14 protein-coding genes are annotated in these 17,448 nt (G+C 43.0%); 11 read left to right on the plus strand and 3 right to left on the minus strand.

Annotation, left to right across the window (positions count from 1 at the left end; translation table 11 throughout):
* The first annotated feature begins 159 nt into the window (after positions 1 to 159).
* On the plus strand, positions 160 to 2,112 hold the full coding sequence (locus tag K8B83_RS10295) for a DNA topoisomerase III (protein WP_188741248.1): 1,953 nt from the start codon (positions 160 to 162) through the stop codon (positions 2,110 to 2,112).
* Positions 2,113 to 2,485: 373 nt separating this feature from the next.
* Here the strand turns inward: K8B83_RS10295 and K8B83_RS10300 are convergent, their stop codons facing one another.
* Both K8B83_RS10300 and tnpA read right to left on the minus strand, forming a co-directional pair.
* A complete protein-coding gene (locus K8B83_RS10300) occupies positions 2,486 to 3,421 on the minus strand; it encodes a LysR family transcriptional regulator (protein WP_188741249.1) in 936 nt (311 codons plus the stop codon).
* Between the two features lie 173 nt (positions 3,422 to 3,594).
* Complete coding sequence (gene tnpA / locus K8B83_RS10305) at positions 3,595 to 3,999, minus strand: IS200/IS605 family transposase (protein WP_188741279.1); 405 nt, start codon at positions 3,997 to 3,999, stop codon at positions 3,595 to 3,597.
* A 124-nt stretch (positions 4,000 to 4,123) separates the two neighbouring features.
* Here tnpA and K8B83_RS10310 point away from each other — a divergent pair, with 124 nt between their 5' ends.
* From K8B83_RS10310 to K8B83_RS10325, 4 genes are all read left to right on the plus strand, one after another.
* Positions 4,124 to 5,377: an RNA-guided endonuclease InsQ/TnpB family protein gene (locus tag K8B83_RS10310; RefSeq protein WP_223417375.1), complete on the plus strand. Its 1,254-nt coding sequence runs from the start codon at positions 4,124 to 4,126 to the stop codon at positions 5,375 to 5,377.
* 177 nt (positions 5,378 to 5,554) lie between these two features.
* The gene (locus tag K8B83_RS10315) at positions 5,555 to 7,033 is read left to right on the plus strand and encodes an ATP-binding cassette domain-containing protein (RefSeq protein WP_188737388.1); all 1,479 of its coding nucleotides are present in this window, start codon (positions 5,555 to 5,557) and stop codon (positions 7,031 to 7,033) included.
* 504 nt (positions 7,034 to 7,537) lie between these two features.
* Positions 7,538 to 8,083 carry a thioredoxin family protein gene (locus tag K8B83_RS10320; protein WP_188737390.1) on the plus strand — a complete coding sequence of 182 codons (546 nt, stop codon included), beginning with the start codon at positions 7,538 to 7,540 and terminating at the stop codon, positions 8,081 to 8,083.
* Positions 8,084 to 8,199: 116 nt separating this feature from the next.
* On the plus strand, positions 8,200 to 8,856 hold the full coding sequence (locus K8B83_RS10325) for a nitroreductase family protein (RefSeq protein ID WP_188737392.1): 657 nt from the start codon (positions 8,200 to 8,202) through the stop codon (positions 8,854 to 8,856).
* A gap of 80 nt (positions 8,857 to 8,936) precedes the next feature.
* Here the strand turns inward: K8B83_RS10325 and K8B83_RS10330 are convergent, their stop codons facing one another.
* Positions 8,937 to 10,226: an alpha/beta fold hydrolase gene (locus tag K8B83_RS10330; protein ID WP_188737394.1), complete on the minus strand. Its 1,290-nt coding sequence runs from the start codon at positions 10,224 to 10,226 to the stop codon at positions 8,937 to 8,939.
* Between the two features lie 199 nt (positions 10,227 to 10,425).
* Here K8B83_RS10330 and K8B83_RS10335 point away from each other — a divergent pair, with 199 nt between their 5' ends.
* From K8B83_RS10335 to K8B83_RS10360, 6 genes are all read left to right on the plus strand, one after another.
* Positions 10,426 to 11,070 carry an MBL fold metallo-hydrolase gene (locus K8B83_RS10335; protein WP_188737396.1) on the plus strand — a complete coding sequence of 215 codons (645 nt, stop codon included), beginning with the start codon at positions 10,426 to 10,428 and terminating at the stop codon, positions 11,068 to 11,070.
* A 208-nt stretch (positions 11,071 to 11,278) separates the two neighbouring features.
* Positions 11,279 to 12,298, plus strand: coding sequence for an XdhC family protein (locus K8B83_RS10340; RefSeq protein WP_188737398.1), 1,020 nt, complete (start codon positions 11,279 to 11,281; stop codon positions 12,296 to 12,298).
* Between the two features lie 28 nt (positions 12,299 to 12,326).
* Positions 12,327 to 12,974, plus strand: coding sequence for a nucleotidyltransferase family protein (locus K8B83_RS10345; protein ID WP_188737400.1), 648 nt, complete (start codon positions 12,327 to 12,329; stop codon positions 12,972 to 12,974).
* Positions 12,975 to 12,983: 9 nt separating this feature from the next.
* Complete coding sequence (locus K8B83_RS10350; protein WP_188737402.1) at positions 12,984 to 13,436, plus strand: (2Fe-2S)-binding protein; 453 nt, start codon at positions 12,984 to 12,986, stop codon at positions 13,434 to 13,436.
* Between the two features lie 2 nt (positions 13,437 to 13,438).
* Positions 13,439 to 15,682, plus strand: a complete 2,244-nt coding sequence (locus K8B83_RS10355) for a xanthine dehydrogenase family protein molybdopterin-binding subunit (RefSeq protein ID WP_223419940.1) — start codon at positions 13,439 to 13,441, stop codon at positions 15,680 to 15,682.
* 190 nt (positions 15,683 to 15,872) lie between these two features.
* Complete coding sequence (locus K8B83_RS10360) at positions 15,873 to 17,318, plus strand: methyl-accepting chemotaxis protein (protein WP_188737406.1); 1,446 nt, start codon at positions 15,873 to 15,875, stop codon at positions 17,316 to 17,318.
* Positions 17,319 to 17,448: the final 130 nt, after the last annotated feature.

Genomic DNA, 17,448 nt, shown 5'->3' on the forward strand with positions numbered 1-17,448 from the left:
TTATAAAAATAAAACCCGCATTGTAATGATTTTTGAGGTTAATACTATGCAATTTGCAGCAAGATAAATTTACAGGTAATCTATACTGTAATTTTATACAGTAAACGTGCTTTCATGCCTGCGGGCTCTGTAATGATACTAGCCATAAAATGATGGATTATGATTTTATATATTGCTGAAAAACCCAGTTTAGGTAGAGCCATTGCCGATGTGTTACCTAAGCCTCATAAAAAAGGCGATGGCTTTATTACTGCCGCCAACGGCGATTGTGTGTCTTGGTGTATTGGCCATTTGCTTGAGCAAGCTGAGCCAGATGCCTATGACGATGCCTTTAAATCGTGGAAGCTTGAGCATTTGCCTATTGTGCCACAAACCTGGAAGCTACAGCCAAAGCCCAAAACTCGAAGTCAATTAACGGTACTGCGCAAGTTAGTTAAGCAAGCGTCATCGATTATCAATGCCGGCGATCCAGATCGTGAAGGGCAACTGCTGGTAGACGAAGTGATAGCTTATTTAGGCGTAAAAGGCGATAAACTCAATCAAGTTCAGCGCTTATTAATTAGCGATTTAAACCCGCAAGCAGTAAAGCGTGCATTAGGGCAACTGCGTAGCAATCGCGAGTTTGTGCCATTATCAACCTCTGCATTGGCGCGCAGCCGCGCCGATTGGTTATATGGCATGAATATGACACGTGCTTATACTATTCAAGGGCGTAAAGTGGGCTATCAGGGTGTGCTGTCGGTTGGCCGAGTGCAAACGCCTGTATTGGGATTAGTGGTGCGCCGCGATGATGAAATCGCCAATTTTACCCCAAAAGCATTTTACGAGGTGATAGCCCATTTACTGACAGATCAACAACAAGGATTTACTGCCAAATGGCAACCGAGCGAAGCCTGCCAGCCTTATATGGATGAAGATGGCAGAGTATTAGCCAAAGGCCTGGCTGAAAACGTTGTTTCGCGTATATCCGGTAAACCAGCTGAAGTCACTAAGCTTGAAGCCAAAGATAAACGCCAAAATCCGCCACTGCCATACAGTTTATCGGCGCTGCAAATTGATGCTGCCAAACGTTTTGGTTTGTCTGCTAAAGAGGTGCTCGACACTTGCCAGAGTTTATATGAGCGGCATAAATTAATTACTTACCCACGTTCTGACAGTCGTTATTTACCTAAAGAGCAACATGCATTAGCCCCCAAAGTGTTAGATGCAGTGCTTAAAGGCGCGGCTGGGTTAGTTGAAGGCTGCGATGGGCCTAATGCCAAGCTTAAATCTAAAGCATGGGATGACAGTAAGGTCGATGCGCACCATGCCATTGTACCTACCGAAAAAGTGGCGAATTTATCAGCATTATCAAGCAATGAAGCCAAGTTGTACCAACATGTAGCGAGGCAATATTTAGCTCAGTTTTACCCCGCTTATGTGTATGCCGAAACCGCTGTTGAAGTGACCATTGAGGGTGGCTTATTTACGACTAAAGCACGCCAAGATAAAACCCTAGGTTGGAAACAGCTATTTAAGCGAGCAGCTAACAACCAAAACGATTCAAATAGCAATGAAGATGAGCACGACGACAATGCTCAGTCGTTGCCTCCACTGGTTAAGGGGCAAATACTGCAATGTGAGCGTGGTGAGTTATTAGAAAAAATGACTCAAGCGCCAAAACATTTTACTGACGCAACCTTATTAGGTGCCATGACGGGGATTAGCCGCTATGTAACCGATAGTGAGATTAAAAAAATCCTTAAAGACACTGACGGCTTAGGCACTGAGGCCACACGTGCTGGCATTATTGAGTTGCTATTTAAGCGGGGATATTTAACTCGTCAGGGTAAAGCTATTAAAGCGACCGCAGTCGGGGTTGGTTTAATACGCAGTTTACCAGACTCTGCCACCACCCCAGACATGACCGCATTATGGGAAAACAGCCTCGATGCCATTAGCCAAAAACGCTTAAAGTATGACGGCTTTATGCAGCCATTACTCAGCCAATTAGACGGTCTTATTACTCAAGCATCGAGTCAGTTACCCTCGGCATTACAAGGTGTTGCCAGTACTGCGCCAAAACGCAGTTTTAAAAAGCCTTATAAAAAACGAGCTAAAGCCAAAAGTTAATGTATTTGTAACGGCTCACTTCTACCCGACGGGCAGTGTTAATTTAAGCGGGCTAAACGGCGTTGATTTGCGATTGTTTGACAAACATAACCGACTGCATAATTTACCAACAAAAATAACCACACCATTAACTAACCTCAACTCTGGATAAGAGATGTATTGATAACGATATAAATCAACAGATTGACTAAAATCCACTGTCAAGCTTGTGATTTGTTTTGCTAACAAGGCGAATTAACGCGTCAATAGCTAGCCTATTGCAAGTTAATTCAACGCAGTGAGGACGGCAAAGGACTGCTTGAAAGGCGTTTGTTATCCAGAGCTGAGGTTACATAAGTAAGCTGTGCAATAATCCTTGAAAGATCAACACGCCCTAATCCAGCACGCTGTTATCTAAGATGCCTCTATCAATTAGCTGTAACAATAGCTCGCGGGTTTTTTGTTTAAGCATGTCGCGCAACAGCCGAGTTGCAGGAGTAATTGATTGCCTGCTTGGAAAGATTAACCACAGCTCGGTGGGTTTAACTTGATAGTCTGACATAACGGTAACAAGGTTATTGTTGAGTAAATCATGCGCCATATCTAAGCAAGATTTTGCTGATATGCCTTTGCCATTGACACACCAGCGCCTGACCAGATCGGCATCGTTAGCCACCCTATTACCCGACACTTTTACTTTGGTGCTGTCAGTACCTTGAGTAAACTCCCAGATATCATGAGTTAAGTTTTGCAGCTGATACAGCAAGGCGTTGTGCTTTGCTAAGTCTTGCGGTTGGTTTGGTGTGCCGTGTTTGTCTAGGTAAGCTTGCGAGGCACAGATTAGCCTGGGGACATTACAAATTTTAAAGCCATATAAATTGGCATCGTTAGGTGAGCCGTAACGTAAAGCTAAGTCGACAGAGTCGCGGTAAAAGTCGACATTGGTGTCGCTGATGCTAACCCGTAAACTGACTTTTGTATGCGTTTGCATAAAGTCATCAAGCCAGGGGATCACCACATTACGGCCCAAATCTGATGACACAGATAAACGCAGATCACCATCAATAATATCCTGTTCACCTTTCATGTTTTGTTTGGCTTGTTCAAGCAATAATATGGCCTGTTCACATTGTGGAATGTACTTTTCACCTGCACTTGATAAGCGTAATTGCCGAGTGGTACGAATAAACAACTCTGCACCTAAGTTGGCTTCAACCCGCTTTAAGGCCGCACTAGCTGTAGCGGTGCGCATATCTAAATTGGTTGCCGCAGCGGTAATGCTGCGAAACTCAGCAACCTTAAGAACAACATATAAGTCTTCTAGAAGCATGATTGTCTATTTTTAATTGATAATGTTTCAATTATTATGCGGTTTATGTTGGGTAAATCAAGGGGTAATATGGCTTCATTAAGTTTGAACTACACCAAATAAACCCGCTCAAATCTAGCGCTTAACTTGATAACGAGCGAGTAGCCCCGTCACCTGTGGCGGGGAAAGCGAGTTCAGTGAGGTCTGTTTTGTTGTTCTATGTATTGGCGCAAAACCTCGATAGGAGCACCACCTACCGATCCAACAAAGTAACTTGGAGACCAAAGGGCATTTTTACGCCATGCAACCTGATTTAACTCTGGGAAGTGCCTTTTCATTTCACGGCTTGTTATTCCCTTTAGTGCGTTCGTTAATTTAGATAATGACGTTGCCGGGTGATAATCAATCAGTAAGTGTACGTGATCTGATTCACCATTAAATTCTGATAATGTTGCTTGATGATTTTTGCAAATATCGCCCATCATCTCTTTTAGCTTATCTAGATGCTCACTGGTGAAAACCTTTCCCCTGTATTTTGTGATAAATATCAAATGAGCGTGGAGCATGTAAACAACATGCCTGCCTTTTCTTAATTCCATAAATAGACCTTGACTGAGTTTATTATTTAACTATATATTAAACATATCATTTACTCAAATAGACCATGCAAGATCAGCATTCAACGGTGCTCCAATTAGAACGCCAAACTAAGGTTGAAATTAAGTGGAAATTGAAAAAGCCTACAGATTCAAATTAGAACCAACGTCAGAGCAAGCTAAAAAACTGGCTCAAATGGCGGGATGCGGCCGTGTGGTTTTCAATGATAGCCTTGATTATGTGCTTAACATTATTAAAAAATCAGTGGCAATCACGGACAAAAAAGCAATTTATGAGCACCTAAATGATTTATCTTATCAAGATCGCAAGTTGCTTAAAAAATCTTTTCCTAATTCTGCTTTTCTAAACAAACAACTAACATCATGGAAAAAACTTAATCATCGGGCATGGTTGGATGATGCGTTTACGGATTGTTTACAGCAACGTCAGCGTGATTTTGTAAAAGCACTGGATGAATGGTCAAAAGGTAAGCGAGGATTTCCAGTGTTTCGCACGCGCAAACTATCGCACCATTCAACAATGCGGTTCCCAGCGCCCAAAAAGCAAATCAATATCCAAAATAAACATATCAAATTACCTAACGGCTTAGGCCTGGTTCGTTATCACAATAGCCAACCTGTAATTGGTGAATTGCGTAATGCTACCGTATCGCTAAATGCAGTTGGTGAGTGGCATATTTCTATCATGTGCTTGGTTGAGATTGAGCTATCAACGCACGTACCCGGTGAAATGACAGGCATTGATATGGGTATCGCCAAAAACATGACCTTATCCACTGATTGTTGTGGTAACGAGGGTGTTTTTGATGGCGTCCATTCTTTTAAGTCCTATCAAGATAAGTTAGCTATCGAACAGCGTAAGTTATCGAGAAAGACTTTAGGCTCCGAGAACTGGAAGAAACAAAAACTCAAAGTAAGCAGGCTGCATCAACGCATTACCAATATTCGCAACGACTACCAACATAAAGCGACATCTGAAATCTGCAAGAACCACGCAATGATTATCTGTGAAGCTTTAAAAGTTGCGAATATGAGTAAATCAGCGAAAGGTGACAGCGAAAATCACGGCAAGAATGTCGCGGCTAAATCAGGGCTTAATAAATCCATTTTAGATCAAGGCTGGCATGAATTACGTCGCCAACTTGAATATAAAATGCGATGGAAAGGCGGGATTTACGGTGAAGTAAATCCTAGAAATACTAGCCGTGAATGTGCTTGCTGTGGTCATACAGAAAAGAATAACCGAAAAACTCAGGCAGAATTTATCTGTCTGTCATGCGGTCATTCAGATAATGCGGATAAAAACGCTGCTAAAGTGGTCCTAAATCGCTATTTACGCGAATTAGAGCAAGCGGCATAAGTAATTAATCAGGTTCGGGCAGAGCCGTAGCGTCTGTGAAGTGAATTGCATTAGCGATCAGCAGCAGAAAGTCGATGATAAAGTAATTTATTATCGCCTGTATTCAGGAATCCCCGTCATTCATGGCGGGGAGCATGTCAATCAAACTATGTTAAGTGCGAAGAGGATAAACAGTAGATGGAAATAAGGTTTACCCAACTGAAATGCAGTTCATCGAGTGTTAGTTTAGTCATTGACGAATGGCTCATTGCGTCGCAGCAATCGTGGGGGATATTTAGCACAGAGGGTGATGTGGGCGCCACATTAGGCCAATTATTAACCCAACAGCCTCATGAAAAAAGTATCGATTATAGTGGCAAATTTGAAGGAGGCGATCCTTCAAAGGTGGCTGTCGTATCGCTACTGGAGCAGCAGTCATTACTCGAGGATATTTTAGCGTTTGATGACAGTGAAACACTTGGCTACTGCGATCCTAAAACCACAGTATTTGGGGTGATTTATGCTCAATGTCATGACAATGCATTAACCCATCAATTATTGCAGCAACTCGATTTAACCCATTTGAGTCAAAGCCATTTTACTCACTTATCAACAGGTGAGGGGCGCCGAGTGATGCTGGCGCGAGCAGTGGCAGCACAAGTACCGTTTTTGGTATTAGATGAGCCATACGCAGGGCTTGATGTAGAGCATCGCAAGACGTTAACGACCTATTTACAACACTTATCGCAAACCATGCAAATCTTGGTGGTGGTGTCGCGTGAAGAGGATATGCCCGACTGGATTGAGCATGTTGCGTTGTTTAGCCATGGAAAGTTAGACAGCGTGATGACCAAGGCACAGTGGGATAACCATCCGGTTATTAGCCAATTAACCGCACAGTCTGGGCAACAAAGTGAAGCCTTATTGGCACTTATCCGCCGTCATCGTCACAGTGCCAAGTTTGCCGCCCCAGTATTTGAACTGCATGATGGCCGAGTGGCTTACTCAGATAAAGTGATTTTTTCTGGGGTGAATTGGCGTATTGATAATGGCGTTCATTGGCAAGTTAAAGGCCCTAACGGCTGTGGTAAGAGCACTTTGCTTGGGCTTATTTTTGGTGATCATCCACAGTGCTACAGTAACGACATTGATATTTTTGGTAAAAAAAGAGGCTCTGGTGAGAGCATTTGGGAAATAAAACAGCATATAGGCATGGTGTCGTCGGCTTTACATATGCAATATCGTGTCAATTGCAGTGCGCTAGATGTGATTGTGTCGGGGTTTTATGACTCAATAGGCTTATATCAAAAACCGACACAGCAACAAGTGGCGATTGCCTCCGAGTGGCTAGCAATTTTGCACATGGGCCATTTAAGCAAAACAGCATTTAAACAATTAGAATATGGCCAGCAACGTTTATTGCTAATCGCCAGAGCGATTGTAAAGCAACCTACCTTATTGATCCTCGATGAACCCTACCAAGGCTTAGATTATTTAGGCAGAAGGTTGATTAAAAACTCCCTCGAATTGATAGCAAAAGAGCATTTGAGTCAGTTGCTTTATGTGTCACATTATCAACAGGATAGCCTTGATAGTATTAAGCATTTTATTGAGTTTGTACCAGATGAAAACCACCAGGGTTATCGTGCTTTGGTGAGCGGCCCGAGTATCGATTAACCAGTACGACTTACATAGCGATTAAACAGTCAGCTAGCAGTCGACTATCAATCGACTATAAATCAACTATCAGTTTACGATCTGCCTGCGATGAGTCGACTATCAGTTAACAAAAGTTGGCTGTTTTTGTTTTCTTAACTTGGTTTTTCATTGAAAACCACCAGGGTTATCGTGCTTTGGTGAGCGGCCCGAGTATCAATTAACCAGTACGGCTTACAAAGCGATTAAACAGTCAGCTAGCAATCAACTATCAATCAACTATCAATCAACTATCAATCAACTATCAGTTTACGATCTGCCAGCGATGAGTCGGCTATCAGTCGGCTATCAGTCGACTATGAGTTAACAAAAGTGGGCTGTTTTTGTTTTCTCAACGTGGTTTTCTCATTATTAAAAAAAAATTGAAAATGTTTCAATTTTTACCCTGTATATGGTGATTAATTATAAGCGTATGATGGCGACTTAGAGATTAACCCTCGTATTTAGCTTAAAAGGTTGACTGTTATGCTTCTTGATACGCCCATTTGTGATTTTGGCTGGAAAGCACCCGATTTTACGTTAAAAAATCCTAATGGTGATGTGTTTACCATGAGCGAACACTTAGGGGAAAAAGGCTTGTTGATTATGTTTATTTGTAATCACTGCCCGTATGTTAAAGCCATTGCAGCGCGTTTGGCTGAAGATACCAAGCTATTGATGGCAGAAGGCATCAATGTACTTGCAGTGATGTCAAATGACTACCAGGCATTTGATGCAGACTCGCCAGCCAATATGCTGCGTTTTGCCGAGCAACACGGTTTTACATTCCCGTATTTAGTCGATGAAAACCAACATGTTGGTAAGCAGTATGGTGCAGTGTGTACCCCAGACTTTTTTGGCTTTAATGCACAAGGTGAATTGCAATATCGCGGTCGTTTAGACGATGCACGATTACAAGATGATCCCAATCGTGTTCCTGAGCTGGTCAATGCGATGCAATTAATTGCCGCAACGGGTAAAGGGCCTAAACAACAAACAGCCAGTATGGGCTGTTCGATTAAATGGCGCTAATGCCCTTGAATAATGCTTTGTCAGCACAATATTAGCACCAGGGCAAAGTACTTAGAATTTTTGTTAACTATTTGATTGATTTAACCAGTCATATTTTATTTATTACGGAGCATCACATGACTCACGCTATTATTTCTGATTTAGAAAAACGTTACACAGCAAAACGTTACGATGCGACTAAGCGCGTATCTGCTGAAGATTTAGCTGTTATTTATGAAGCAATGGTGTTGTCACCATCATCAATTAACTCTCAACCATGGAAATTTATCGTGATTGAAAGTGATGAAGCAAAACAACGTCTTCATGACTCGTTTGCAAATAAGTTCCAGTTTAATCAACCACATGCTAAAGCGGCATCTCACACTATTTTGTTTGCTTACAACCCTAAGTATACTCGTGAAGATTATGCCAAAGTGATTGACCAAGGTATTACCGATGGCCGTACTAAGCCAGAAGAGCGTGAAGGTGCATTTGGTGCGTTTGCATTTGTGGATTTAAACACAGATGAAGCAGGTAACAACGCAGCCTGGACTAAATCACAAACTTATTTAGCACTGGGTAACACCATGCACACCTTAGCACGTTTAGGCATTGATTCTACGCCGATGGAAGGTGTTGACAGCGAAATGCTAGGACAGATTTTTGCAAAAGAATTAGACGGTTATGTGTGTGACGTTGCATTAGCATTTGGTTATCACCATTCAGATGAAGACTATAACGCTAAGTTACCTAAGTCACGTTTAAAAACTGAGCAAGTGTTACAAGTAGTGTAATTGTAAAACGGTAAAATCCCCATAAAAAGGGGCATAAGATTGAGTCTTATGCCCCTTTTTACATCTCACAATGTCATTCTTTAACGTAAACAATGGCCGCGATTAAGGCTAATAAGCTTGTCTAAAATATGCTCGCCGGCCATGCGAATACCATTATGTTCGTACTCTGATGTGAGCCAATATTTAAGATTACCCACTTGTTTAGCAGTTTCTAGGCTGTACTGCATCTCTACAAACATGTCTTCGCTGTAAATTGCTGCAGCCACAGGCACCTTGTTGTTTGCGAGTTTTTCAATATCGTACAACGCAGGCCAGTCTTTTTTAGCGGCAAGTAAATTGGCCGCTTGTTGTAATGGCTCAAGTTGCTCAAATTGCGAGAACATCCACGGGTAGATCATTTCGCCTGTAAATAACACAGGTTTACCCGGGCGATAGTTAAATTGCGGGTACTGATCTCTAACCCTGTGTGCAGCCCATGCCGAGGCGTGTTGTTGGCAATATATTGACTCGTGCAATAGCGCAAAAATGGGGTTAGTGTTGTAGTCGAGAAATTGGCTAAATTGATGCAAAAACAATGGGTTTACATCAACACCATGGGGCGTATCAATTAACGCTTGTTCTAACAAATAATAAACGGCCTCTGGCCCTTGCTCCATGCCGAGATTAATACCTAATAACTGTAACATTTCAACGGTTAATAGTTCACCAGTAGCAAGGTAGACTTTGTTTTCGAATAAGTGTTTAGCTAGGTTGTCGACTAATACTCTGGCATCACTAAAACGCGCAAAAAAGTCGTTATTTTTAGCGATAACACGCTGATAGGTGGCTTGATAGACTTCATCTGCAGTGCGGGTTAATGATGGAATACCACCAGTAATGTAAGCTTCTTTTAAGCCTTCTGGCGCGGCAGATAAATAATGCAACGCACAAAACCCACCAAAGCTTTGGCCTAAAATGCTCCATGGCTCACCAGGTGATAATTTAGTGCGAATGTATTCTGCATCGCGAATGATATTGTCGGCTCGGAAAAAACTTAAGTAGTCAGCCTGATCGGTTGCACTCATATAACTTAAGCTGGTGCCATTTATTGGGGTTGATAAGCCTGTGCCACGCTGGTCGAGCAGTAAAACGCGATATTCTGTTAAAGCGCGTTTTATCCAGCCAGTATTGCTCAGCGGTCTAACAGCGCCAAAACCTGGGCCACCTTGAAAAAACACTAAATAGGGTAGTTGCTTATGTTGATTTTCAACGCTTACAAGTTCACGGACAAAAACCTGAATGTGTTTACTCGGACTGTGTTGATAATCAAGTGGCACCGAGAAAAAATGTTTACGGGTTTTGATGTCTGCTAGAGTGCTATCAATTTGCATACATGTCCTACTAAGTCATTGGTTTTATATTGGGATACACCATGGTCTATGTTTGTTCCCAATATACAAGTTGATTAGCTATAGTGTACATCATCAATACAAAGCGTGATGCCTATCATATAAAATATGTATCTAGATCAACTCTGCTTAAGTAAAATTAACGCATAATAAACATATGAGCATAAGCCCGAGGTTGCCGATGAAGTATCAAATTATCCCCGTCACACCTTTTCAGCAAAACTGCAGTGTTATTTGGTGTGAAAAGACGTTAAAGGCTGCTGTGGTTGATCCCGGTGGTGATATTGATCGCATCATGGCAGAAGTGAGCAAGCTTGGGTTGAGCGTTGAAAAAATTTTACTGACACATGGGCATATCGATCATGTGGGCGGTGCGGCAACCTTAGCGAATAAGTTGTCTGTGCCGATTATTGGCCCACATGAGGCCGATAAGTTTTGGTTAGACAACTTAATGAAACAAAGCCAAAACTTTGGCTTTCCTCGTGCTGAGGCTTTTGAGCCTTCGAAATATTTAAATGATGGCGATGAAGTCAGTGTTGGTGAGCAAAAGATAAGCGTGCTGCATTGCCCTGGCCACACCCCTGGCCATATAGTGTTTTTTCATGCTCCGAGCGCGTTAGCCTGGGTGGGGGATGTGTTGTTTAGAGGCTCAATTGGCCGCACTGACTTTCCGCAGTCCAATCACCAGGACTTATTACATTCTATTACCACTAAATTGTGGCCATTGGGTCATAATGTCAGCTTTATTCCTGGCCATGGGCCTATGTCGACCTTTGCTGATGAGCGTCAACATAATCCGTTTGTGGCCGACCAACTGTTTGGCTAAATGACAGTCCATTTCTTTGTTGCATTGCCTTAGAAGGGAATAACCATTATTTCAACAATGCGCCTCAAACTGAACAGTCTGAGCGACTCTGATTGGTCACATAATTAATGGAAATGGTATAAAACATAAATTGAAACCATTGAATCTTTGCATTGTAAAGACAGTCTGTTAGCTTAAGAGACTGCGTTTATTATGATGGACTGTTTTCATGGTGCAACACCTTGTAGATTTACTCGATGCCTGGTTACCGACTTATCAAGAGGACTGGGTGCTTGCGGTGTTAACACAGGTGCAAGGATCTTCATACCGCAAACCTGGCGCGATCATGTTGTTCCATCCCATGGGGAAAAGCCTGGGTATGCTTAGTGGTGGCTGCCTTGAAGCCGATCTTCGTCGTCACGCTCAGCGTGCAATCCAAACCCAGCAAATATTGCAATTAACCTATGATGCGACTGACGAGTCTGATACCAGCTATCAGCTTGGCTGTGGTGGTATTGTGAATATTATGATGGTGTTGCTCAATAAAACGAATAATTACCTTGGTTTGCTTAAGGTTCATGACGCGTTAATGCGCGGTGATAGCGGTGTTTATCAGCTCAGTCTTGCTGACGACGGCGCTCCAAGCCATGCCATTACTGGGCAATATATAGAGCAACATAGTTGGCCTTCAGCCAAGATCAACTTAAACCGCAAAACAGAAAAAGTCATTCAGCAACACAATACAGTATTAAATATTCCGCTTAGGCCACCGGTGCATATTGGTATTTTTGGTGGTGGATTAGACGCTCAACCCCTTGCGCAAATGGCCCAAACAATGGGGTGGAAGGTGACGGTTTTTGATGAACGAACCGCTTATGCCCGCACTTATGATTTTCCTGGTTGCCAAATAATTAAGCACCCAATTACCAACATTTCTCAGGATATCCTAACCAGTTTAGATGCCGCTTTTGTTATGAACCATAACTTACAACTTGATGCTAAAACCCTAAATGCACTAAAGCCATTGGCATTAGCGTATATCGCATTATTAGGACCTGCGCATCGCCGAGACAAAGTATTTGGGATTGCAACGTTAAGCCTTGCTGATTTTAGCGGTTACTTTGCCGCGCCTGCAGGGCTTGCATTAGGCGGGGAGTTACCCGGTTCGGTTGCGTTAAGTATGTTATCTCAGTGCCATGGTGTGCTGTATCAGGCTAAATTAACTCGACTTGATAGCGTGATGGTATAACGATGATGCTTACCGAGATTGAGCTATTATGACTGAGCAATACACTAACAAGATCGCTACGGTGATTTTGGCGGCAGGTGCCAGTAGCCGGTTTAATGGCTGTAAAATGATGGCTAAAGTTCTAGGTGAAAAAAGCCTATTGGCCCACAGTGTTGAAACGCTTAAACAGGTTACTCAAGCAGCAAACATCGCCCCAGCGGCAGTGGTGTTAGGCGCGCACATTAACGATGACATTATGACGATGACACAGGGCGCGGTGCGTATTATTAATCGGCAATGGCAAACGGGGTTATCTAGCTCTGTTAAGTTGGCCGTGAATTATGCGATTGAGGCTAAATCAGATGCATTATTACTGGTATTGGCCGATCAAGTTGCGATTACAGCAAATGAGTATTTACGCTTAATTAATGCTTTTTTACAAAATAAGCAAACCTGTTGCAGTTTTTACCAACAAGATGTGGGTGTACCTGCTATTTTTTTAGCGCAAGATTTTAATGCATTAATGGCCATAGAAGGCGACAAAGGCGCTAAACGCGTGTTGAAACAACATGCAAAAAATCAACATTTAACTATTTTATCTATCGATAATGCCGCATGTGATATCGATACCCCAGCCGATTTAACGCGTTGGTTAAGTCAATGCAATAAGCCAGATGTAAGCGAATGCCCTAATTAAGGAGTGATTATGACAACCCCTACCCAAAAGTTAATGGTTAATGGAAAAGACTTTACCTTAGACGCAGACCCCAATATGCCGGTGTTATGGGCTTTACGAGATATATTAGGTTTTACCGGTACCAAGTTTGGTTGCGGTGCGGGTCTGTGTGGCGCCTGTACTATCCATGTAGATGGCAGCCCAATGCGCGGCTGTTTAACTAGCCTTAAGCAAGTGCAGGGCAAGCAAGTTACTACGATTGAAGGTCTTGAAGCACAAAAGCTTAAACAGGCATGGCTTACACATAATGTGCCTCAGTGTGGTTATTGCCAGGCGGGGCAGTTAATGTCTGCTGCGGCGCTGTTAAAAACCACTGCAAAACCTACAGATGCGCAAATTGATGATGCCATGTCGGGCAATATTTGCCGTTGTGGAACGTATCCGCGTATAAAAGCGGCCATTAAATCTGCGTCGGAGGCCTAATCATGACAACATTTACCGCAGTTGAAAATATCAGTCGTCGTAACGTGCTTAAGCTCTTTGGCGCCGTTGGTGGTGGCCTTGCCTTAGGTGGGACCAGTTTAGCCTGGAGCCCTATGGCGCTGGCACAAGACAAACAAGCCTTAATGAATTTATTTGTCGCCATTGGTGAAGACAACAAGGTGTATTTAACCTGTCATCGCTCTGAAATGGGGCAAGGCATTCGTACCGGGATCCCACAAGTATTAGCGGATGAGCTTGAAGCCGATTGGGACAAAGTGGTTGTGGTGCAAGGTTTAGCCGATAAACGTTATGGCAGCCAAAACACCGATGGCAGCCGCAGTATTCGTAAGCATTACTTACGTATGCGTCAAATGGGCGCAACGGCTCGTACCATGCTAGAACAAGCCGCAGCAGTGCAATGGAATGTGCCTGTAAGTGAGGTGTATGCCAAGGCGCATAAAGTGCACTACAAAGGAAGTAAAAAGTCTTTATCCTATGGCGCGCTGGCCGTTGCAGCATCTAAACTTACTATGCCTGCGTTAGATAAGGTGACGCTTAAACCAGAAAGCGAGTTTATTCATATTGGTAAGTCGCACACGATTGTCGATATGGACGCCATGCTCACAGGTAAAGCCAAGTATGGTTACGATATCAAGCTCGATGGCATGTTATACGCCAGCATTACCCGTCCGCCAGTACTTGGCGGTGATGTAGTCAAACTGGATGACACAAAAGCGCGCAGTATTGCGGGTGTGGTGGATATTATTACCTTGCCTGTGCCAAAAGGTGCGCCGTTATTTCAGCCCCTTGGTGGGGTTGCGGTTATTGCCACGAATAGCTGGAGTGCAATTGAAGCGCGCAAAGCCTTAGCGATCACCTGGTCTGAATCAATCAATGACAGCCATGATTCTGATGTTTATTTAAAAGCGTTGGTTGAGCGGGTTAAACAGCCTGGTAAGGTGATTCGCCAATTTGGCGCGTCGGTGACAGATTGGCCTGCAGATAACACGGTGAATGCGGTGTACACCGTACCTTATTTAACCCATGCCATGATGGAGCCGCCCGTTGCCACTGCAAGTGTGACGGCCGATGGGTGTGAATTATGGGCATCGACACAAACACCACAAAGCACTCAACAAAATGTAGCGGGTGCACTAGGCCTTACAGAAGAACAGGTAAAGGTGAATGTTACCTTGTTAGGCGGCGGTTTTGGTCGTAAATCAAAGCCCGACTTTAGTGTTGAGGCCGCAGTGCTATCACAAAAACTAAATAAGCCGGTTAAAGTGTGTTGGAGCCGTGAGGATGAGATCCAAAATGGTTATTACCATGCGATTAGCGCGCAACTGTATCAGGCTAAAGTTGATGATAATAAGTTACCGACAGCTTTGCTTGCGCGTACTGGGTTTCCGGCGATCAGTTCGACCTTTGCTGAAGGGGTTGAATATCCGTCAGATGGTGAGCTCGATTTAGGTTTTAGTGATGTGCCGCTAGCCCTTGAACACATTCAACTTGAAGCGGTTAAAGCCACTGCCCATACCCGTATTGGTTGGATGCGCTCTGTGTGCAATATTCAGCATGCGTTTGGTATAGGCAGTTTTGTGGATGAACTGGCTGTTAATGCCAATAAACCCTGTATCGATATGTGGCGGCAATTATTGGGTAAAGCCCGCATTGAAAACTTTGAAAACAACGGTTTTAAATACGGTAATTACGGCGAAGAGTTAGCCGATCATCCTGTTGATGTTGGGCGCTTTCTTAAGGTGTTAGATACGCTTGAAACAGTACTCGCTAAGGCACCTAAAGCGGCTAAAAACCAAGGTTGGGGAATGGCGATACATCGCAGCTTTGTCAGTTACGTTGCTGTTGCGACTTTGGTTGAGGTAGTTGATAACCAACTTAAGGTGATTAAATCTATTGCGGTAATGGATGCCGGTACTGTCGTGAATCCTGATCGCGTTCATTCGCAGTTAGAAGGCGCGGTGATTTTTGGACTAAGCCTTGCAATGATGGGCGACATTAGCTTTAAAAATGGCAAAGTGGTGCAGTCTAATTTTCATGATTATCCGCTGCTGCGATTACCTCAATGTCCAGATATTGAAACTCACATTGTGGCATCTTCAGCAAAACCTGCCGGTGTTGGTGAGCCTGGCGTACCACCAGTGGCACCAAGTTTAACCAATGCTATTTTTGCTGCTACCGGCCAACGCTACCGTGATTTACCGTTAAATAAGGTGTTATCAGTGTAGTGTGAATTGTGAGATATGTGAGCATGAACACTTAAGTTTTATCAGTCTAAGTCGATAATAATTAAGCAAAATGCCTAGGTGCAATTCTAGAAGCAATTCTAAACCCTAGGCATTTTACTCTAGCCTTTTCTCATTAATGTTATATTCAGCTATGGTTTAGCTTGCGGTCATTGCCTTAGGAAGCGTAACGATGAAACAAATCCAGTTTAGAAAAATTGACGCAATCATGATTAAGTTCAGCCTGAACGGTAAATTTTGGATTGTGTGTTCAATGGTTGCAGCCATTACTTGTGTGATTGCGTTACTTAATTATCAACACGCGACAAGGCTAATCACTGAGGCATCTCAACAAAGAGTTAATGCCAGCGTGCAAAGTTATGCTGCGGTTGCCAATAATCAAAATTTATTGGGCACGCAGTTGCAACAGTTTGCTACAGATAATCAGCTACAACTGTCTACTCGAGATAATTCTGGCCGCAATGGTGACACAGTGAGTGCATCGGCAAGTGTGGGTAATCAATATTTAACTCAAAGCCAACATGTTGTTGAGTGGGAACAAGCGCAGCTAAGTGACGCGCAATTTATGCTGATTATTGCCTTGGTCGGTTTATTACCCCTGTTTCAACTCAGTTACTGGATCTCAACCTCGTTAGGTGGTGGTCTTTGGGAAATGTACATGGCCATTAAACGCTTAGCCGATGGTGATTTAAGCTTTAGGCTTAATTTTTTTGGTACTGATGATTTTAGTTTAATTGCCAGAGACATAGACCGTTGTGCTGACAATATGAGTGAAATGGTCAAGGCCATACGAAATAATGCGCAAACGCTGGCAACCGCAGCCAATGAATTTACTAGCCAGGCCAACACCAATAAAGATCTTATTGATCAACAACATCATTTTTTAGATGCCGTGTCTCATGCGATGGAGCAAATGACCTCTGCCATTGCCGATGTATCACATCATGCCGGTGAAACATCATCAAATACCCAACAAAATGCCAAGCAGATGGCACTGAGTCAGAATAAGATTAATGATGCAGTTCAGCGAGTTAATTTTTTAACAGAACGCATTGCTGAGTCATTTGCGTCAGTTGAGCAATTGTCTCGCGAAGCCACTCAAATTAATGAAGTGGTGACCACCATTGAAAGTATTTCTGAGCAGACTAACTTGTTGGCATTAAATGCGGCGATTGAAGCTGCAAGGGCTGGCGAACAAGGCCGTGGTTTTGCTGTTGTTGCAGATGAAGTGAGAACGCTTGCAGGACGTACTCAACAGGCGACGGTTGAGATCCAGAAAATGATTGAAGGCTTACAAAAAGGCACAAAAAATCTCACTGGCATTACCAATGTGATTGTTGAACAGGCTCAGCAAGGTAGCTCAAGTATTAAGGCTGTAGGTGATGATATCACCCATATGACCGGCTCAATTAACGCGGTGTTCGATATGAGTAGCCAAATCGCTACCTCAGCAGAGCAACAAAGTATGTCTGCTGGTGATATTTCATCTCAAATTAATCACATACGCCAACAATCTGAAACCATCAGCCACTCTGCCAAACAGTCATCGGTATTAGCAAAAGATCTTAATGAATCATCAAAAGGATTAGCATCAATATTAAGCCAATATAAAATTTAACTTGGTTGCAATAATGTGATCATTGTTTCTACGCAATATCTGATCACTTATTTATTCTGATAGGTAATATTTTTTTTAAGTTTGCGTGCCGTTAATGGGCAGACTTGATAAAAAGGGTAAAAAAAATGCT

The sequence above is a fragment of the Shewanella inventionis genome (genome assembly GCF_019931735.1).
Lineage (GTDB): Bacteria > Pseudomonadota > Gammaproteobacteria > Enterobacterales > Shewanellaceae > Shewanella > Shewanella inventionis.